Source organism: Enterobacter cloacae complex sp. 277I4 (genome assembly GCF_050031465.1).
Taxonomy (GTDB): Bacteria; Pseudomonadota; Gammaproteobacteria; order Enterobacterales; family Enterobacteriaceae; genus Enterobacter; species Enterobacter cloacae.
Genome location: NZ_JBLGWC010000001.1, coordinates 1,448,913 through 1,467,665 on the forward strand (window position 1 = coordinate 1,448,913; position 18,753 = coordinate 1,467,665).

Sequence of the window (18,753 nt, forward strand, 5' to 3'; positions counted from 1 at the left end):
GATGTTGTTATATCTCGCGCTATGCGAGTGCAGTGTTATGCAAGCTTGTTAACATTTAGTCTGGCTTAATGTAAAGATTTTGCTGCGTTATTGTTTATTTTTGCGAAGCGCGCCGCACCATTCCAAGGCAGAAATCTCTCGTTGCACCGTTTCGGTGCTACCGGCGATCTATGCTGGTGCGACAAGGTTGCACACGAAGCCAAACTGCGTTTACCTGAACAAACAAAGCAATAGGCGTGCCAGAATTGAAATTTGGGAGGGAACTGTCGAGTGGCGGCTACGCCTTACCCGACCGACGAAGCGAAATGTAGGCCGGGTAAGCGTCAGCGCCACCCGGCAACAGAAGGTAAGATTAGCGACGACGCTGACGAAGGCTCATCAGCACAGCCCCAAAGCCAAACAGGGCGGTCAGGATCCACAGCGGCCAGTTGCCGGTGCGGGCATATGGCGTCAGGCCGCTTGTCGGCGTGACTTTAGCCGTCAACACGTCGCGCGTAAACTGCGGGATCATGGCCTGAATTTCACCCTGCGGTCCAATCACGGCGGTGATGCCATTGTTGGTGCTGCGCAACAGCGGACGCGCCAGCTCCAGTGAACGCATCCGCGCCATCTGGAAGTGCTGCCACGGACCAATCGACTTACCGAACCAGGCATCATTAGAGATGGTCAGCAGGAAGTCCGTATCCGGACGGAAGTTATCGCGCACCTGTTCACCGAGGATGATCTCGTAGCAAATGGCCGCCGTCAGGGCAAAGCCGTGTGCATGCAGCTGCGGCTGCACATACGGCCCCCGACTGAAAGAGGACATTGGCAGGTCAAAGAATGGTGCCAGCGGACGCAGAATCGATTCCAGCGGAACAAACTCGCCAAACGGAACAAGGTGATTCTTGTTATACCGGTCAGTCGAGGTGTAGCTGTACTCGCTGTCTTTGCCGAGCGTAATGATGGTGTTGTAGGTATCGTAGCGGTTCTGCTGATTCAGACGCGCATCCACAATCCCGGTGATCAGCGTACTGCCGCGCGCGCGCAGCAGATCGTTCATCATGTTGAGAAACGGCTGCTGGTTAATTTCCAGATCCGGAATGGCAGATTCAGGCCAGATGATCAGCTGTGATTTACCCATCACCTCTTCAGTGGCGTTGGCGTAAATTTTCAGCGTGTTCAGCAGCTCTTTTTCATCCCACTTCATCGCCTGCGGAATATTTCCCTGCACCATCGATACCTGTGTGGCGCGCTCTGGCATCAGGGTATACCACTGGATATAACGCAGCGGGAAGGGCAGAGCGAAAAGAACCAGCGCCACCACCAGTGGTTTCCAGTTACGCGTGACCAGCGCCAGCACCAGCAGGCCGCTCACCACCATCAGCAGGAAGTTAATGGCTTCAACGCCCATTACTGGCGCCAGACCTTTCAGCGGGCCGTCAATCTGGCTGTAGCCAAACTGCAGCCACGGGAAGCCGGTCAGTACCCAGCCACGCAGAAACTCGGTGATCTGCCAGACCACGGGAGCCGCAATGGCAACGCGCAGCCAGCTGGTTTTAGGCCACAGGCGGGAGAGAATGCCCGCAAACAGACCGGTGTAGAGCGAGAGATAGGCGGCCAGCAGAACCACAAGGAAGACGTTAACCGGCCCCGGCATACCCCCAAACTGGGCGATGCTGACGTAGACCCAGTTTATGCCGGATCCAAACAGCCCCAGCCCCCAGAAGTAGCCAATGGCTGCAGCCTGAACGGGACGACGATTCAGGGTTAACCCCTGTAACCCCATCAGGGAGAGAATGGCTGCAGGCCAGATATCGTAAGGAGAAAAAGCCAGCGTACCGCTGGCTCCGAGTAACAGCGCCAGCAGCAAACGGACGCGCTGGCGTTCAAGCAGTGGGGCAAATGCCATTTACATTAATCTTCCAGTTTTGGCACCGGTGAGTCGTCCGGCGTTCTGACATGAACCTGTATAATACGTCGGCTGTCGGCCATCGCCACTTTGAACTGGTAACCATCGATGTCAACGGTTTCGCCGCGGGCAGGAAGATGACCAAAGGCCTGCATCACCAGCCCACCAATGGTATCCACCTCTTCATCGCTGAAGTGGGTGCCGAAGGCGTCGTTGAAATCCTCAATGGAGGCCAGAGCGCGAACGGTCCACGTATGGCGGCTAAGCTGACGGAAGTCGATATCTTCTTCTTCGTCATACTCGTCTTCGATCTCGCCCACGATCAGCTCAAGAATATCCTCGATCGTGACAAGGCCTGACACGCCGCCAAATTCATCAATCACAATCGCCATGTGGTAACGCTGGGAGCGAAACTCTTTCAGCATCCGATCCACACGTTTACTTTCCGGCACAACCACGGCCTGGCGTAACACTTTTTCCATGCTGAAGGCTTCGGCATCGCTGCGCATAAACGGCAGCAGATCTTTGGCCATCAAAATCCCTTCGATGTGATCTTTGTCTTCGCTGATGACCGGGAAACGGGAGTGAGCGGATTCGATAATCACATCGAGGCATTCATCGAGGCTCTGGTTACGTTTCAGGGTAATCATTTGCGAGCGGGGGATCATGATATCGCGAACGCGCTGGTCGGCGATGTCCATTACCCCTTCGAGCATTTCGCGCGTATCTTCGTCGATAAGATCGTTTTGCCCGGAATCACGAATCAGCTCCAGCAGTTCATCACGGTTTTTGGGCTCACCATGGAAAAGCTGGCTCAGAATGAGGGAGAAAAATCCCTTTTTACTGTTTGTCGTGTCGCTACTGTGTGAATTGTCGTCGCTCATGGCGTTTGTTAAGGGTTCTCTCGTCAGTTCAATGTTTACCGCCGCGCTATTTCCTTACGCGGCGGCATGTTAGTCAGTCGGTTGTCTGACTATTCTTTCTCGGCAATGTACGGATCCTCATAGCCCAGAGCAAGCATTATCTCTGTCTCAAGGGACTCCATCTCTTCCGCTTCGTCATCTTCAATATGATCGTAGCCCAGCAGGTGCAGGCTTCCATGGACGACCATATGCGCCCAGTGGGCCTCGAGCGGCTTTTGCTGCTCTTTGGCTTCCTGTTCCACCACCTGACGGCAGATGATCAGATCGCCGAGCAGCGGCATTTCAATACCCGGTGGGGCTTCGAACGGGAAAGAGAGCACGTTGGTTGGCTTATCTTTCCCGCGGTAGGTCAGGTTAAGCTCATGGCTTTCTGCTTCATCCACCAGGCGAATCGTGACTTCTGACTCTTCCTGAAACTGGGGGATAACAGCATCCAGCCATTTCTGAAACTGCGCCTCTTCTGGCATGCCGGAATTATCTTCACAGGCCAGCTGTAAATCGAGGATCACCTGACTCATTTCTGTTCTTGCTCCTGCGCTTCGCGCTTACGTTCTGCGACCAGTTCGGCCTTACGCTTCTGATCGGCCTCTTCCCAGGCTTCATAGGCGTTAACGATACGCGCGACCACCGGGTGGCGTACCACGTCTTCACTGTGGAAGAAGTTAAAGCTGATTTCGTCCACCTCAGCCAGCACTTCGATGGCGTGGCGCAGGCCCGATTTGGTGCTGCGCGGCAGGTCAATCTGGGTGACGTCACCGGTGATAACCGCTTTCGAGTTGAAGCCGATGCGCGTCAGGAACATCTTCATCTGTTCGATGGTGGTGTTCTGGCTCTCATCCAGAATAATGAACGCATCGTTAAGGGTACGGCCACGCATGTAGGCCAGCGGGGCGACTTCAATCACGTTACGCTCAATAAGTTTCTCAACTTTCTCAAAGCCCAGCATTTCGAACAGCGCGTCGTACAGTGGGCGCAGATAAGGATCCACCTTCTGACTCAGGTCCCCCGGCAGGAAGCCGAGTTTTTCACCTGCTTCAACCGCCGGGCGGGTCAGCAGAATACGGCGGATCTCCTGGCGCTCCAGCGCATCAACCGCAGCGGCGACGGCCAGATAGGTTTTACCTGTACCCGCCGGACCTACGCCGAAGGTGATGTCATGGTCGAGAATGTTGGCAATGTACTGCGCCTGGTTCGGTGTACGCGGCTTGATGACGCCACGTTTGGTCTTGATATTGATGGCTTTGCCATAGTCCGGCACGCTTTCTGCGCTCTGCTCAAGCACGCGCGCCTCTTTAATGGCGAGGTGAATTTGTTCCGGTTCGATATCCTGAGTTTCGCCACGCATCGGGGCGGTATCGACATACAGGTTACGCAGGATGTCCGCAGCCGCATTGACGCAGATAGGGCGTCCGGTGAGTTTGAAATGATTATCGCGACGATTGATTTCGATACCCAGACGTCGCTCCAGTTGTTTGATGTTGTCATCAAACGGCCCGCACAGGCTCAGCAGGCGAGCGTTGTCTGCTGGCGTTAGGCTAATTTCAAGCGTGTCTATGTTCAAACTGTTCCTCTTTGATTGGTTAACTGGCCCGGCGCCCTCAGGCGTAATAAAACGGTCATTACCGAAATTATTCACGCCATGGAAAAAAGGCGCAAGCGTTGCGGAAGATATTGGGGACGTTGAGAGGAAATACAAGGCCTGCCGGGAAGGCAGGCCTGAAGGATTATGGCTGGTAAACCCGAACGCCAGAATCGTTTTCTTTACGCGTGCGGGAAATGACGGATTCAGGAGATTGCGCAATGCGCAGCCCCATCTCATCTTCGGTGCGCACCAGTTTTCCGCGCAGCGAGTTGGTCAGCACTTCCACAATCTCGACGTCCACAAATTTACCGATCATGTCTGGGGTGCCTTCGAAATTCACCACGCGGTTGTTTTCGGTACGGCCTGAGAGTTCCATGATGCTCTTACGGGAGGTGCCTTCCACCAGAATACGCTGCACGGTGCCGAGCATGCGGCGGCTCCAGGCGTTGGCCTGCTGGTTGATACGCTCCTGCAGAATGTACAGACGCTGTTTTTTCTCTTCTTCCGGGACATCGTCAACCATATCGGCCGCCGGTGTGCCAGGGCGCGCAGAGAAGATGAAGCTGTAGCTGACGTCAAAATTCACTTCGCCGATGAGCTTCATGGTGCGCTCGAAGTCGTCAGCGGTTTCACCAGGGAAGCCAACGATAAAGTCGGAGCTTATCTGGATATCCGGACGCGCTTCACGCAGCTTACGAATGGTGGATTTGTACTCCAGCACCGTATGCGGACGCCCCATCAGGTTCAGCACGCGGTCAGAGCCGCACTGAATCGGCAAATGCAGGAAGCTCACCAGCTCCGGCGTATCGCGGTAAACGTCGATAATATCGTCGGTGAATTCCATTGGATGGCTGGTGGTAAAGCGAATACGGTCGATACCGTCAATCGCGGCCACCAGGCGCAGCAGTTCAGCAAAGCTGCCGGTGGTGCCGTCGTAGTTCTCACCACGCCAGGCGTTCACGTTCTGACCCAGCAGGTTCACTTCGCGTACGCCCTGTGCGGCAAGCTGCGCGATTTCAAACAGAATATCGTCTGCCGGGCGGCTCACTTCCTCACCACGGGTATAAGGCACCACGCAATAAGTGCAGTATTTGTTGCAGCCTTCCATGATTGAGACGAACGCGGTCGGGCCATCCGCACGCGGCTCGGGCAGACGGTCAAATTTTTCGATCTCCGGGAAGCTGACATCAACGACCGGACTACGATCGCCGCGCACCTTGTTGATCATTTCCGGCAGGCGGTGCAGGGTCTGGGGGCCAAAGACAATATCCACATAGGGGGCTCTCTGACGAATCAGCTTACCTTCCTGCGACGCGACGCAGCCACCCACACCGATGATCAGGTCCGGATTTTTTCGTTTGAGAAGTTTCCAGCGACCTAAAACGTGAAAAACTTTTTCCTGCGCTTTTTCACGAATTGAGCAGGTATTCAGCAGCAGCACATCGGCTTCTTTCGCATTTTCAGTCAGCTGGTATCCGTGGGTGGTATCCAGCAGATCGGCCATCTTGGATGAATCGTATTCGTTCATCTGACAGCCCCAGGTTTTTATATGGAGTTTTTTAGTCATCGACTTGCTCAGCTCAGGATTGCAAGCCGTGTATTGTAATGCTTTGGTGGGGTTGTGACCAGTATGAAGGTTATGCGTCTCAGGACTGCAAAAATCCGGTAAACTTAAGGGATTCTCCAATAAGGAAAAGTGACCATGACACTCCAACACACCGAAATTGCCGTTGTCGGCGGCGGTATGGTCGGCGGCGCGCTGGCGCTGGGGCTGGCGCAGCAGGGATTTGAGGTAACGGTTATTGAGCAGGCGGCACCTGCTGAGTTTGACCCGACGGCAAAGCCGGATGTCCGCATTTCCGCCATCAGCGCGGCCTCTGTCGATCTGCTTCGCGGGCTGGGCGTCTGGGAGGCGGTGCTCGATATGCGGGCTCACCCTTACAGTCGCCTTGAAACCTGGGAATGGGAAAATGCCCACGTCGCGTTTGATGCCGCCGAGCTGAAGCTGCCGCGTCTGGGCTATATGGTGGAAAACAACGTCCTCCAGCGGGCGCTCTGGCAGGCGCTGGAGGCGCATCCGAAGGTGACGCTGTGTGTTCCTGCGTCGCTGAAGGCGCTGCATCCTCACAATAGCGGCTACACGCTGACGCTCGACAGCGGCGATGAACTGGCCGTGAAGCTGGTCATTGGGGCTGACGGTGCTCACTCGCAGGTCAGACAAATGGCGGGCATCGGTGTTCATGCCTGGCAGTATGAGCAGTCCTGTATGCTGATCACCGTTCAGTGTGAAAATGCGCCGGGAGAGAGTACCTGGCAGCACTTTACTCCGAATGGTCCGCATGCCTTTTTACCGCTGTTCGATAACTGGGCGTCGCTGGTGTGGTACGACAAACCGGCGCGCATTCGCCAGCTACAGGGGCTTTCAATGGAGCAGTTGCAGCGTGAAATTCTGCAACACTTCCCGGCCCGTCTGGGACATATCACGCCGGTTGCCGCAGGGGCGTTTCCTCTTACACGTCGCCATGCGCTGCAGTATGCCCGTGAAGGGTTGGCGCTGGTGGGCGATGCGGCGCACACCATTCATCCTCTGGCGGGGCAGGGCGTGAACCTCGGGTATCGTGACGTTGATGCTTTACTGGATGTGCTGGGCAATGCACGTGCGCATGCGGAGGCCTGGTCAAGCCATCACGTACTCAAGCGCTACCAGACGCGACGTATGGCGGATAACTTCATCATGCAGTCTGGGATGGATCTGTTCTATGCCGGTTTCAGCAATGATCTGGCCCCGGTGCGTATTCTGCGAAACATTGGATTGATGGCGGCGGAACGCGCCGGCGGCTTGAAGCGTCAGGCGCTCAAATACGCTCTCGGACTCTAATCCTTTTACCCTCTCCCCGTGGGAGAGGGCCAGGGTGAGGGCATCAGGCCGCACAATTCTGTACAAAAACAAAAAAGCCCGCAGAGCGGGCTTGTTTGTTTTAAGTGGCTGGGGTGCAGGGATTCGAACCCCGGAATGCTGGTATCAGAAACCAGAGCCTTACCGCTTGGCGACACCCCAATTGCGTTAAACGTACTGCTTAACGACTTTTAAATTGGCTGGGGTACGAGGATTCGAACCTCGGAATGCCGGAATCAGAATCCGGTGCCTTACCGCTTGGCGATACCCCAACAATTTTTTATTACCGAAACAGATCGATAATCTTAATATGGTGGCTACGACGGGATTCGAACCTGTGACCCCATCATTATGAGTGATGTGCTCTAACCAACTGAGCTACGTAGCCAGTACTGCGTTCTTCGATGGCTGGGGTACCTGGATTCGAACCAGGGAATGCCGGTATCAAAAACCGGTGCCTTACCGCTTGGCGATACCCCAATACCGCGGAGAACCGCATGATCGAAGAAATATGGCTGGGGTACCTGGATTCGAACCAGGGAATGCCGGTATCAAAAACCGGTGCCTTACCGCTTGGCGATACCCCATCCGTGCAACGCTTACCTGGGAATGGTGCGGGAGGCGAGACTTGAACTCGCACACCTTGCGGCGCCAGAACCTAAATCTGGTGCGTCTACCAATTTCGCCACTCCCGCAAAAAAGATGGTGGCTACGACGGGATTCGAACCTGTGACCCCATCATTATGAGTGATGTGCTCTAACCAACTGAGCTACGTAGCCATCTTTTTTTCGCGTTACCTTATCGGCGTTGCGGGGCGCATTATGCGTATAGACCCTTGCAGCGTCAACACCTTTTTCAACGAAAATGGCCGGAATGTGACTGTTTGGTTAGGTTGCGAACAGCGTGACCGAATATTCGGCAATTATTGGTTATTAATCGATTTTAGACGGTGAAATGTAAGGCAAATAAAAACAGGCCCCGCAGGGCCTGATGTTCAAATACGTGTTTATTTATAGGCAGACTGGTGAACGCCTACCGCACGTCCTGATGGATCGTTCATCGCTTTGAAAGATTCATCCCATTCAATGGCTTTCGCTGAAGAGCAGGCCACTGAAGGACCGCCTGGCACACACTCCGCAGCACTCGGTACCGGGAACAGCTCTTCGAAGATCTCACGGTACAGATACGCTTCTTTAGAGCCTGGCGTGTTGTACGGGAAGCGGAAGCTTGCTGTTTCCAGTTGTTGGTCTGAAACCTGTTTCGCCGCCACCTCTTTCAGGGTGTCGATCCAGCTGTAGCCAACGCCATCCGAGAACTGCTCTTTCTGACGCCATGCCACGCTCGCCGGCAGGTAGGATTCAAAACATTCACGCAGGATATGTTTTTCCATTTTACCGTTGCCGCACATTTTGTCCTGCGGGTTAATGCGCATGGCCACGTCGAGGAATTTTTTATCCAGGAACGGAACGCGCGCTTCAACACCCCATGCGGACATCGCTTTGTTAGCACGTGCGCAGTCAAACATGTGCAGCGCCTGCAGTTTACGTACGGTCTCTTCATGCAGCTCTTTCGCGTTCGGCGCCTTATGGAAGTACAGGTAACCGCCAAACACTTCATCAGAACCTTCACCTGACAACACCATCTTGATGCCCATTGCTTTAATCTTACGGGACATCAGATACATAGGGGTGGATGCACGAATGGTCGTCACATCATAGGTTTCAATGTGATAGATCACGTCGCGGATCGCATCCAGACCTTCCTGCACGGTGAAATGAATTTCATGGTGCACGGTGCCGAGGTGGTTCGCCACATCCTGCGCGGCTTTCAGATCCGGTGCACCTTCCAGCCCGACGGCAAAGGAGTGCAGCTGTGGCCACCAGGCTTCTGAACGCTCTTGATCTTCAACACGACGCGCCGCAAATTTCTTGGTGATGGCTGAAATAACGGAGGAGTCCAGCCCGCCGGAGAGCAGCACACCGTAAGGCACGTCTGACATCAGGTGGCTTTTAACGGAATCTTCCAGCGCCTGACGCAGCTCGGCTTTGTCAGTCACGTTGTCTTTTACCGCATCATAGTCAAACCAGTCGCGCTGGTAGTACTGACGGATTTCGCCATCTTTGCTCCACAGGTAACTACCTGCCGGGAACTCTTTAATGGTGCGGCATACCGGCACCAGCGCTTTCATTTCAGACGCAACATAGAAGTTGCCGTGTTCATCATGGCCCATATACAGCGGAATGATACCAATGTGGTCGCGGCCGATCAGATAAGCGTCTTTTTCGCTGTCGTACAGGGCGAATGCAAACATACCCTGCAGGTCGTCCAGGAACTCAGGGCCTTTCTCCTGATACAGCGCCAGAATGACTTCACAGTCAGAGCCGGTCTGGAAGGCGTAACGATCGCCATATTCGGCACGCAGCGCCTGATGGTTATAAATTTCACCGTTTACAGCCAGCGCGTGTGTTTTTTTCTCGTTATACAGCGGCTGTGCACCGGCGTTGACGTCCACAATCGACAGACGTTCGTGAGCCAGAATTGCTTTGTCACTGGCGTAAATACCGGACCAGTCCGGGCCGCGATGGCGCATCAGGCGGGACAGCTCGAGTGCTTTTTTACGCAGTTCGCCCGCGTCAGTTTTAATATCCAGTACGCCAAAAATTGAACACATAACCTTCTCCGTTAACCCTGTTGCTTTGTAATGTTGCTTGCTTATGAAAATGCCGCAAAGGAGAAGAGCGCGCAAGGGTTTTACCGGGTTAAACGAAAATAGTGCAATGGTGATTGCGGAATGTTGAAAAAAGAGTATGTCATGAACAGTTTTATTGATGATTATGCAATGAACTGTCGTTTTTGTTAGATGTGATTTTATTGGGCGGGGCTATAAATGAAAAACCACGCCCTGAGGCGTGGTTCTGAATCAGATAATGTCAATTTCGTCGACGGAGGGGTAGATCCAGCTCGGCCGGAACGGCATCGAATCAATGTCATCAAGTTGAGAGACACCGGAGAGCACCAGAATGGTCTCCAGACCCGCCTGGAAACCGGCCAGAATATCGGTGCGCAGGTTATCACCGACAATCACCGTCTCTTCAGAGTGGGCCTGCATCGTGTTCAGCGCGGCACGAATGATCCACGGGCTCGGTTTACCGACCACAAACGGCTTACGACCGGAGATTTTTTCGATACCGGCGCACAGTGCTCCGCAGGCCGGATAGAAACCACGGCCGTGCGTATCCGGGTTGGTGGCGATAAAGCGCGCGCCGCTGGCGACAAAGTAGGCGGCCTTATGCATCATCTCCCAGTTAAACGAGCGCGTTTCGCCGACGATCACAAAGTCCGGGTTCACATCGGTAATGGTAAAGCCTGCTTTATACAGCTCGTGGATCAGCGCACCTTCACCGACCACGTAGGCTTTTTTCCCTTCCTGACGCTTCAAAAAATCTGCCGTCGCCATTGCGGAGGTATAAAACACGCTGTCCGGTACGTTGATGCCCGCAGTGGCAAAACGGTTCGCCAGATCCTGACCGGTTTGGGAAGGGTAGTTCGTGAGAAGAACCAGCGGCATTCCTTTGTCGATGATGCGGTGTAGAAACTCCGCAGCACCTGGCACGGCGACGTTGTCGTGCATCAGCACGCCGTCAATATCACAAATTACATTCTTAATGGTCATGAACAATCCGACATCAAAAAAAGAAGGCGTTACTATAAGTCCCGATTAGCTTTCCAGCAAATGCTGCAACAGGATCCCGTTGAGCATGGCGCGTTTGACCAGCGCAAACGCGCCAATCGCAGAGCGGTGATCCAGCGTCGAACGCACGACCGGTAAATTCTGACGAAACGCTTTCAACGCCTGGGTGTTAATGCAGCCTTCAATCGCGGGCAGTAACACTTTTTCCGCCTCGACGATTTCACCTGCAATCACCACTTTTTGTGGATTAAAAAGGTTGATGGCAATGGCAATGGTTTTGCCGAGGTGGCGCCCGACCTGTTCGATCACTTCGCAGGCCAGCGCATCGCCTTTATTGGCGGCTTTGCAGATGGCGCCGATTTTACAATCATCCAGCGTCACGCGGCTCTGGTAGCCTTGTTCCAGCAGATGACGGACGCGATGCTCAATGGCCGCGTTGGCGGCAACCGTTTCAAGACAGCCAAAATTACCGCAGTGGCAGCGCTCGCCAAGCGGTTCCACCTGGATATGACCAATCTCGCCCACATTGCCGTTACGGCCAATAAAGATACGTCCGTTGGAGATAATGCCCGCCCCGGTACCGCGGTGAACACGCACCAGAATAGAGTCTTCACAGTCCTGACTCGCACCAAAGTAGTGCTCGGCCAGCGCCAGCGAGCGGATGTCGTGACCCACAAAGCAGGTCACTTTAAAGCGCTTTTCCAGCGCCTCCACCAGCGCCCAGTTCTCGACCGGGATATGTGGCATATAACGAATGACACCGCTTTCCGGATCAACCAGCCCGGGCAGGATCACCGAAATGGCGATGAGCTCGCGGATCTTGCGCTGACAGCTTTCGATAAAGTGCGCGATGGTATTGAGCAGCGCGTGCTCCAGTGTCTCCTGGGTGCGCTCCGGAAGAGGGTAGTGCTCTTCGGCAATGGCTTTACTGCTCAGATCGTAAAGCGTCAGGGTGGTGTCATGGCGACCAAGACGAACGCCAATGGCCTGAAAATTGCGGGTTTCGGTGATGATGGAAATTGCGCGGCGGCCTCCGGTGGAGGCCTGCTGATCGACTTCTTTGATCAGGCCGCGCTCAATAAGCTGACGTGTAATTTTTGTCACGCTGGCGGGAGCAAGCTGGCTTTGTTCGGCTATCTGAATACGTGAGATTGGCCCGTGTTGGTCAATCAGGCGATATACCGCCGCGCTGTTAAGCTGTTTAACGAGATCGACATTACCGATTTGAGCTTGTCCGCCTGGTGTCATACTTTTACTTACTCAGTGACGACCTCGTTACCATTAACGATGGTCTTAATAATTTTATAATCGTGTGTGAATGCCGTCAGGTTTGCAACCATGCCTGGTGCAATTCTGCCGAGCTGTTTATCCGCGCCGATGGCACGCGCAGGATAAAGGGTTGCCATGCGCAGCACTTCTTCAAGCGCAATGCCGCAATGCTCGACCAGGTTACGCACGCCTTCAATCATGGTCAGGGAGGAGCCGCTCAACGTACCGTTTTCATCCACACACAGTCCGTTGCGGTAGTATATTGTTTTACCGGCAAAAATGAACTGCTCAATATTTGCACCTGCCGGTGCGGTGGCATCCGTCACCAGGCAAAGCTTGTCACCTTTCAGCCGCTTGGCGTTGCGAATGTTGGTGTAATCGACGTGTAAACCGTCCGCGATGATGCCGCAGTAAACGTCTGGCTCATCCAGAATCGCCCCAACCAGCCCCGGTTCGCGACCCGTGATATACGGCATGGCGTTATACAGGTGTGTCGCAAAGGTAATACCCGCACGGAAACCGGCTTTTGCCTCTTTCAGCGTGGCGTTTGAATGGCCCGCTGACACGACAATCCCGGCGGCGGCCAGTTTGCTGATCACGTCAGTACCGGTCATTTCAGGTGCCAGCGTCACTTTGGTGATCACATCCGCATTGGCACACATATAGTCGACCAGTTCGGCATCAGGCTTACGCACGTAATCCGGATTATGCGTCCCTTTCTTCACCATATTCAGCCATGGCCCTTCAAGGTGCAGACCCAGAGCCTGATTTGGGTGTTTCGCCAGGTATTCACGCATAACGCGGATACCCTGTTTCATCAGTTCATCGCTGCTGGTGATGAGGGTTGGCAGATAGCTGGTGCAGCCCGATTTCTCGTTCGCTTTCTGCATGATTTCCAGCGTTTCGACGGTGACGGCGTCTGCGGTGTCGTTAAACTGCACACCGCCGCAGCCGTTCAGCTGTACGTCGATAAAACCGGGGGAGATTACTGCTCCATTGAGTGAGCGCTGTTCAATCTCCGGCGGCAGCTCTGCCAGCGGACAAACACGTTCAATCAGGCCATTGGCGATAACAATCGCATGGTCATCCAGAATTTCATGGCCGGTATAAATCCGACCGTGGGTTAAAGCGTACATAACGACCCCCGGTTAAAAAAAGCGGCCGCCTCTTCATGAAGAGGCGGTTATTCAATTACAGACCTTTGATGTTCTCAGCTTCTAACTCGTTGAAGTATTTCAGCGTCTTCACCTTCAGTTCCATCGTGGACGGTTCGTCACAGACGATGACGGATTTTGGATGCAGCTGCAGGCAGCTGATGGTCCACATGTGGTTTACGTTGCCTTCAACGGCAGCCTGGAGCGCCTGCGCCTTCACGCTGCCCAGCACCAGAATCATCACTTCTTCGGCATCCAGCAGCGTGCCGACACCGACGGTCAGGGCATATTTAGGAACCTGGTTCACATCGCCATCAAAGAAGCGGGAGTTTGCCACGCGCGTGTCATGGGTCAGCGTTTTAATACGGGTACGGGACGCCAGTGACGACGCGGGTTCGTTAAACGCGATATGACCATCGTTACCCACACCGCCCATAAACAGGTGGATTTTACCGTAAGAACGGATTTTTTCTTCATACTGACGGCATTCTGCGTCAATATCAGGCGCGTTTCCATTCAGCAGGTTAATGTTTTCAGCTGGAATATCAACGTGATCAAAGAAATTACGGTGCATGAAGCTATGGTAGCTTTCCGGGTGATCCTTCGGTAAGCCGACATATTCATCCATGTTGAATGTGACAACGTGTTTGAAGCTAACCTGGCCTGCTTTGTGCATCTCTACCAGTGCTTTATATGCGGTCAGCGGTGTGCCGCCGGTAGGGAGGCCAAGTACGAAAGGACGATCGGCGGTTGGTTTGAAGGCGTTAATACGGTTAACGATATGGCGAGCGGCCCATTTACCGACTTGTTCAGCAGTTGCCAGGGGAATCAGTCTCATTGTTCACCTCAAGAGTTTAAGTAGAAGAGTGGGCGGATGGGTATCGGGACCTGATACTTAAGCGTAACCTGGAACCTTTCAGGCCGGATCAATCCGTCTTGATTTTTCGAATGATAAAATAAGTTTTCGATGTTAGCCAGTGAAAGGGAGGGTAATAAACGATATTTGGTGACAAAAATCACAAAAAGTACGCTTTTAATTTGCGATACGAATTAATTTTTCACACACTCACAATGCCAGTGAATCATCAACTGTATTTCTAGTTCGTGACACAATAAAAAACATAGTTAATGCACGAGCCTTAACAAGGGTCTCGTAGGGGGAATAGGATGAATATTTTAGGTTTTTTCCAGCGCCTCGGTAGGGCTTTGCAGCTCCCTATCGCCGTGCTACCGGTTGCAGCACTGCTGTTGCGATTCGGGCAACCCGATCTTCTTAACGTGCCGTTTATCGCGCAAGCGGGTGGTGCGATATTTGACAACCTGGCGCTGATTTTCGCCATCGGCGTGGCGTCCAGCTGGTCTAAAGACAGCGCGGGTGCCGCGGCGCTGGCAGGGGCAGTCGGTTATTTCATCCTGACCAAAGCGATGGTAACCATCAACCCTGAAATCAACATGGGTGTTCTGGCGGGTATTATTACCGGTCTGGTCGGCGGTGCAGTGTACAACCGTTGGGCGGGTATCAAACTGCCAGATTTCCTGAGCTTCTTTGGCGGAAAACGCTTTGTTCCGATTGCGACAGGCTTTTTCTGTCTGATTCTGGCCGCTATCTTTGGTTATGTCTGGCCGCCGGTACAGCATGCCATTCATGCAGGCGGTGAGTGGATCGTGTCTGCGGGCGCAATGGGGGCAGGTATCTTCGGTTTCATCAACCGTCTGCTGATCCCAACCGGCCTTCATCAGGTTCTGAACACCATCGCATGGTTCCAGATTGGTGAGTTCACCAACGCAGCAGGTACCGTATTCCACGGTGATATCAACCGCTTCTACGCGGGTGACGGCACCGCGGGCATGTTCATGTCCGGTTTCTTCCCAATCATGATGTTTGGTCTGCCGGGCGCTGCACTGGCAATGTATCTGGCCGCGCCAAAAGCGCGTCGCCCAATGGTTGGCGGCATGCTGCTCTCCGTTGCGGTAACGGCGTTCCTGACCGGTGTTACTGAGCCACTGGAATTCCTGTTCATGTTCCTGGCTCCGCTGCTGTATCTCATGCATGCGGTGCTTACCGGTATCAGCCTGTTTGTGGCCACCCTGCTGGGCATTCACGCGGGCTTCTCCTTCTCAGCCGGTGCGATCGACTACGTGTTGATGTACAACCTGCCGGCAGCCAGCAAAAACGTCTGGATGCTGGTTGTGATGGGCCTGGTGTTCTTCGTCGTCTACTTCCTCCTGTTCAGCGCGGTTATTCGTATGTTTAACCTCAAAACGCCGGGCCGCGAGGATACAAAAGATGACGTCGTAACCAGTGAAGCAAACAGCAATACCGAAGAAGGGTTGACCCAGCTGGCAACCAGCTATATCGCCGCGGTAGGCGGTACCGATAACCTGAAAGCCATTGATGCCTGTATTACCCGTCTGCGTCTGACCGTTGGCGACTCTGCGCGCGTAAGCGATGCCATGTGCAAACGCCTGGGCGCGTCTGGTGTGGTGAAACTGAACAAACAAACCATCCAGGTTATTGTGGGTGCGAAAGCCGAATCTATCGGCGATGAAATGAAAAAAGTGGTTGCCCGTGGACCGGTTGCTGCTGCCTCAACGGATAGCGCGCCTGTGGCTGATGCTCCGGTTGCTAAACCGCAGGCTGTACCAAACGCCGCTACTATCGCCGCGCTGGTTTCACCGGTTACGGGTGAGGTGGTCGCGCTTGAGCAGGTACCTGACGAAGCGTTTGCCAGCAAAGCGGTCGGTGACGGTGTTGCGGTGAAACCAACGGAGAAAACCGTTGTGTCTCCTGCGGCGGGCACCATCGTGAAAATCTTCAACACCAACCACGCGTTCTGCCTCGAAACCGAAAAAGGCGCGGAGATCGTGGTTCATATGGGTATTGATACCGTTGCGCTGAACGGCCAGGGCTTTACTCGCCTGGTAGAAGAGGGCGCAGAAGTGGTTGCAGGCCAGCCGATTCTTGAAATGGATCTGGACTTCCTGAACGCCAATGCCCGTTCGATGATAAGCCCGGTGGTATGCAGCAATATCGACGACTTCAGCGGCCTGGTGCTTCAGGCAAAAGGTCAGGTGGTTGCGGGGCAAACGCCACTGTATGAGATTAAAGGCAAGTAATCGCTCCTGAGTAGAGTCATGCCTTAAGCGGCGGGGGAGATCCTCCGCCGCTTTTTTTTGCAGCAAATGCCCCCATTATTTTCTTCCGGGACGTTTTAAGGGTTGTCACTACGTCCGGCTTATAAGATCATATGCCGTTATACGTTGTTTACGCTTTGAGGAATCCACGATGAGTGAGGCAGAAGCCCGCCCGAGTAACTTTATTCGTCAGATCATCGATGAAGATCTGGCCAGTGGTAAGCACACCACGGTGCATACGCGTTTCCCGCCGGAGCCTAATGGCTACCTGCACATTGGTCACGCCAAATCGATCTGCCTGAACTTTGGTATCGCACAGGATTACCAGGGGCAGTGCAACCTGCGTTTCGATGACACCAACCCAGTAAAAGAAGACATCGAATACGTTGAGTCCATTAAGAACGACGTGCAATGGCTGGGCTTCAACTGGTCTGGCGATATCTGCTACTCCTCTGACTATTTCGATCAGCTGTATGCCTATGCCGTTGAGCTGATCAATAAAGGTCTGGCCTACGTTGACGAGCTCTCTGCGGATGAAATCCGTGAATACCGCGGCACGCTGACGGCACCGGGTAAAAACAGCCCGTTCCGCGATCGCAGCGTGGAAGAGAACCTGGCGCTGTTTGAAAAAATGCGTGCTGGTGGCTTCGAGGAAGGTAAAGCGTGCCTGCGTGCCAAAATCGATATGGCATCACCGTTTATCGTGATGCGCGACCCGGTGCTGTACCGCATTAAATTCGCTGAACATCACCAGACCGGTAACAAGTGGTGCATCTACCCGATGTACGACTTCACCCACTGCATCAGCGATGCGCTGGAAGGCATCACCCACTCGCTGTGTACGCTGGAATTCCAGGACAACCGTCGTCTGTACGACTGGGTGCTGGATAACATCACGATTCCGGTGCATCCGCGTCAGTACGAGTTCTCTCGTCTGAATCTGGAATACACCGTGATGTCCAAGCGTAAGCTGAACCTGCTGGTGACCGATAAGCACGTTGAAGGCTGGGACGACCCACGTATGCCGACCATCTCTGGTCTGCGCCGTCGTGGCTACACCGCGGCGTCAATCCGTGAGTTCTGCAAACGCATTGGCGTGACCAAGCAGGATAACACCATTGAGATGGCGTCTCTGGAATCCTGCATTCGTGAAGATCTGAACGAAAACGCGCCGCGCGCGATGGCCGTTATCGACCCGGTAAAACTGGTTATCGAAAACTATCCGCAGGGTGCGAGCGAAATGGTCTCGATGCCTAACCATCCGAACAAACCGGAGATGGGCAGCCGTGACGTACCGTTCAGTGGTGAAATCTGGATCGATCGTGCTGACTTCCGCGAAGAAGCGAACAAGCAGTACAAGCGACTGGTGCTCGGTAAAGAGGTGCGTCTGCGTAACGCCTATGTGATCAAGGCTGAGCGCGTAGAGAAAGATGCTGAAGGCAACATCACCACGATCTTCTGCACTTACGATGCCGAGACTCTGAGCAAAGATCCAGCGGACGGTCGTAAGGTGAAAGGCGTGATCCACTGGGTCAGTGCATCACACGCGCTGCCGGTAGAGATTCGTCTGTACGATCGTCTGTTCAGCGTGCCTAACCCAGGCGCAGCAGAAGACTTCCTGGCGACCATCAACCCGGAATCGCTGGTCATCAAACAGGGTTACGCTGAGCCATCCCTGAAAGCGGCTGAGGCGGGTAAAGCGTTCCAGTTTGAACGTGAAGGTTACTTCTGCCTGGACAGTCGTCACAGCACCGCTGAAAAACCGGTATTTAACCGTACGGTTGGTCTGCGTGATACCTGGACGAAGATCGGCGAATAATAACGCCGCGCTGGTCAATGAGAAACAAACGCCGCGTAATGCGGCGTTTTTTTATAGAGTGATCATGCCTTTAAAGCAGTAGCCAAATAGCGTTTATTAAAATAACAGGTCAATGTGGTGCTACTTATTTTTTTTAAAAAAAGTTTATCCCCTTTCAAAAGTCTGACACACCGTAAAAAGAATATCATTTAACGCGTTACTTATTGAAAATCGGCCTTTTCCCCCGCCAGTTCTGGCATCCCGTTAAATGTTACAAAGCACTACCAATTATGTGCTCTTCGTCATAATCCTGAGTTTTAGCCACCGAAAAGCATTGATAATTCGCGTCGCGAAAAATAACCTAAAGACGGTAGTTATTCGAGGGTATTTCCGACTACCCCTGACCATCAGGT

13 protein-coding genes and 7 tRNA genes are annotated in these 18,753 nt (G+C 53.7%); 3 read left to right on the plus strand and 17 right to left on the minus strand.

Features of this window, described 5'->3' with window-relative positions:
* Nucleotides 1-352: 352 nt before the first annotated feature.
* From lnt to miaB, 5 genes are all read right to left on the minus strand, one after another.
* Complete coding sequence (gene lnt / locus ACQG19_RS06945) at nucleotides 353-1,891, minus strand: apolipoprotein N-acyltransferase (RefSeq protein WP_246931551.1); 1,539 nt, start codon at nucleotides 1,889-1,891, stop codon at nucleotides 353-355.
* A 5-nt stretch (nucleotides 1,892-1,896) separates the two neighbouring features.
* The gene (corC, locus tag ACQG19_RS06950; RefSeq protein ID WP_013097576.1) at nucleotides 1,897-2,775 is read right to left on the minus strand and encodes a CNNM family magnesium/cobalt transport protein CorC; all 879 of its coding nucleotides are present in this window, start codon (nucleotides 2,773-2,775) and stop codon (nucleotides 1,897-1,899) included.
* A gap of 89 nt (nucleotides 2,776-2,864) precedes the next feature.
* Complete coding sequence (gene ybeY / locus ACQG19_RS06955) at nucleotides 2,865-3,332, minus strand: rRNA maturation RNase YbeY (protein ID WP_003858677.1); 468 nt, start codon at nucleotides 3,330-3,332, stop codon at nucleotides 2,865-2,867.
* Entirely contained in the window at nucleotides 3,329-4,375 is a 1,047-nt protein-coding gene (locus ACQG19_RS06960; RefSeq protein WP_246931549.1) for a PhoH family protein, read from the minus strand. Before ACQG19_RS06960 ends, ybeY begins: the two co-directional genes overlap by 4 nt.
* Nucleotides 4,376-4,538: 163 nt before the next feature.
* Nucleotides 4,539-5,963: a tRNA (N6-isopentenyl adenosine(37)-C2)-methylthiotransferase MiaB gene (gene miaB, locus ACQG19_RS06965; RefSeq protein WP_013097574.1), complete on the minus strand. Its 1,425-nt coding sequence runs from the start codon at nucleotides 5,961-5,963 to the stop codon at nucleotides 4,539-4,541.
* Nucleotides 5,964-6,098: 135 nt separating this feature from the next.
* On the opposite strand from miaB, the gene ubiF reads away from it, so the two are divergent.
* Nucleotides 6,099-7,274: a 3-demethoxyubiquinol 3-hydroxylase gene (ubiF, locus tag ACQG19_RS06970; RefSeq protein ID WP_058680561.1), complete on the plus strand. Its 1,176-nt coding sequence runs from the start codon at nucleotides 6,099-6,101 to the stop codon at nucleotides 7,272-7,274.
* Nucleotides 7,275-7,379: 105 nt separating this feature from the next.
* On the opposite strand, the gene ACQG19_RS06975 is transcribed toward ubiF, so the two are convergent.
* The 12 genes from ACQG19_RS06975 to nagB all read right to left on the minus strand — a co-directional run bounded on the left by ACQG19_RS06975 (nucleotide 7,380) and on the right by nagB (nucleotide 14,245).
* Nucleotides 7,380-7,454, minus strand: a tRNA-Gln gene (locus tag ACQG19_RS06975).
* Nucleotides 7,455-7,489: 35 nt separating this feature from the next.
* Nucleotides 7,490-7,564 (minus strand) — tRNA-Gln (locus ACQG19_RS06980).
* Between the two features lie 39 nt (nucleotides 7,565-7,603).
* Nucleotides 7,604-7,680, minus strand: a tRNA-Met gene (locus tag ACQG19_RS06985).
* Between the two features lie 17 nt (nucleotides 7,681-7,697).
* Nucleotides 7,698-7,772, minus strand: a tRNA-Gln gene (locus tag ACQG19_RS06990).
* A gap of 32 nt (nucleotides 7,773-7,804) precedes the next feature.
* Nucleotides 7,805-7,879, minus strand: a tRNA-Gln gene (locus ACQG19_RS06995).
* A 23-nt stretch (nucleotides 7,880-7,902) separates the two neighbouring features.
* Nucleotides 7,903-7,987, minus strand: a tRNA-Leu gene (locus ACQG19_RS07000).
* Nucleotides 7,988-7,995: 8 nt separating this feature from the next.
* A tRNA-Met gene (locus ACQG19_RS07005) sits at nucleotides 7,996-8,072 on the minus strand.
* 227 nt (nucleotides 8,073-8,299) lie between these two features.
* The gene (gene asnB, locus ACQG19_RS07010; RefSeq protein WP_013097572.1) at nucleotides 8,300-9,964 is read right to left on the minus strand and encodes an asparagine synthase B; all 1,665 of its coding nucleotides are present in this window, start codon (nucleotides 9,962-9,964) and stop codon (nucleotides 8,300-8,302) included.
* A gap of 249 nt (nucleotides 9,965-10,213) precedes the next feature.
* Entirely contained in the window at nucleotides 10,214-10,966 is a 753-nt protein-coding gene (gene nagD, locus ACQG19_RS07015) for a ribonucleotide monophosphatase NagD (protein WP_013097571.1), read from the minus strand.
* Nucleotides 10,967-11,011: 45 nt separating this feature from the next.
* Complete coding sequence (gene nagC, locus ACQG19_RS07020; protein WP_013097570.1) at nucleotides 11,012-12,232, minus strand: DNA-binding transcriptional regulator NagC; 1,221 nt, start codon at nucleotides 12,230-12,232, stop codon at nucleotides 11,012-11,014.
* Nucleotides 12,233-12,240: 8 nt separating this feature from the next.
* Complete coding sequence (gene nagA / locus ACQG19_RS07025) at nucleotides 12,241-13,389, minus strand: N-acetylglucosamine-6-phosphate deacetylase (protein ID WP_102751678.1); 1,149 nt, start codon at nucleotides 13,387-13,389, stop codon at nucleotides 12,241-12,243.
* A 55-nt stretch (nucleotides 13,390-13,444) separates the two neighbouring features.
* Nucleotides 13,445-14,245, minus strand: a complete 801-nt coding sequence (gene nagB / locus ACQG19_RS07030) for a glucosamine-6-phosphate deaminase (RefSeq protein ID WP_013097568.1) — start codon at nucleotides 14,243-14,245, stop codon at nucleotides 13,445-13,447.
* A 329-nt stretch (nucleotides 14,246-14,574) separates the two neighbouring features.
* On the opposite strand from nagB, the gene nagE reads away from it, so the two are divergent.
* A complete protein-coding gene (gene nagE, locus ACQG19_RS07035) occupies nucleotides 14,575-16,524 on the plus strand; it encodes a PTS N-acetyl glucosamine transporter subunit IIABC (protein ID WP_020684946.1) in 1,950 nt (649 codons plus the stop codon).
* Nucleotides 16,525-16,693: 169 nt separating this feature from the next.
* The gene (glnS, locus tag ACQG19_RS07040; RefSeq protein ID WP_013097566.1) at nucleotides 16,694-18,361 is read left to right on the plus strand and encodes a glutamine--tRNA ligase; all 1,668 of its coding nucleotides are present in this window, start codon (nucleotides 16,694-16,696) and stop codon (nucleotides 18,359-18,361) included.
* Nucleotides 18,362-18,753: the final 392 nt, after the last annotated feature.

Bases quoted from the DNA above. Each gene is read 5' to 3' on its own strand.
- miaB (WP_013097574.1), bottom strand. From the start codon at position 5,963: ATGACTAAAAAACTCCATATAAAAACCTGGGGCTGTCAGATGAACGAA.
- ybeY (WP_003858677.1), bottom strand. From the start codon at position 3,332: ATGAGTCAGGTGATCCTCGATTTACAGCTGGCCTGTGAAGATAATTCC.
- nagB (WP_013097568.1), bottom strand. From the start codon at position 14,245: ATGAGACTGATTCCCCTGGCAACTGCTGAACAAGTCGGTAAATGGGCC.
- lnt (WP_246931551.1), bottom strand. From the start codon at position 1,891: ATGGCATTTGCCCCACTGCTTGAACGCCAGCGCGTCCGTTTGCTGCTG.
- ubiF (WP_058680561.1), top strand. From the start codon at position 6,099: ATGACACTCCAACACACCGAAATTGCCGTTGTCGGCGGCGGTATGGTC.
- corC (WP_013097576.1), bottom strand. From the start codon at position 2,775: ATGAGCGACGACAATTCACACAGTAGCGACACGACAAACAGTAAAAAG.
- nagC (WP_013097570.1), bottom strand. From the start codon at position 12,232: ATGACACCAGGCGGACAAGCTCAAATCGGTAATGTCGATCTCGTTAAA.
- nagD (WP_013097571.1), bottom strand. From the start codon at position 10,966: ATGACCATTAAGAATGTAATTTGTGATATTGACGGCGTGCTGATGCAC.
- glnS (WP_013097566.1), top strand. From the start codon at position 16,694: ATGAGTGAGGCAGAAGCCCGCCCGAGTAACTTTATTCGTCAGATCATC.
- asnB (WP_013097572.1), bottom strand. From the start codon at position 9,964: ATGTGTTCAATTTTTGGCGTACTGGATATTAAAACTGACGCGGGCGAA.
- nagE (WP_020684946.1), top strand. From the start codon at position 14,575: ATGAATATTTTAGGTTTTTTCCAGCGCCTCGGTAGGGCTTTGCAGCTC.
- nagA (WP_102751678.1), bottom strand. From the start codon at position 13,389: ATGTACGCTTTAACCCACGGTCGGATTTATACCGGCCATGAAATTCTG.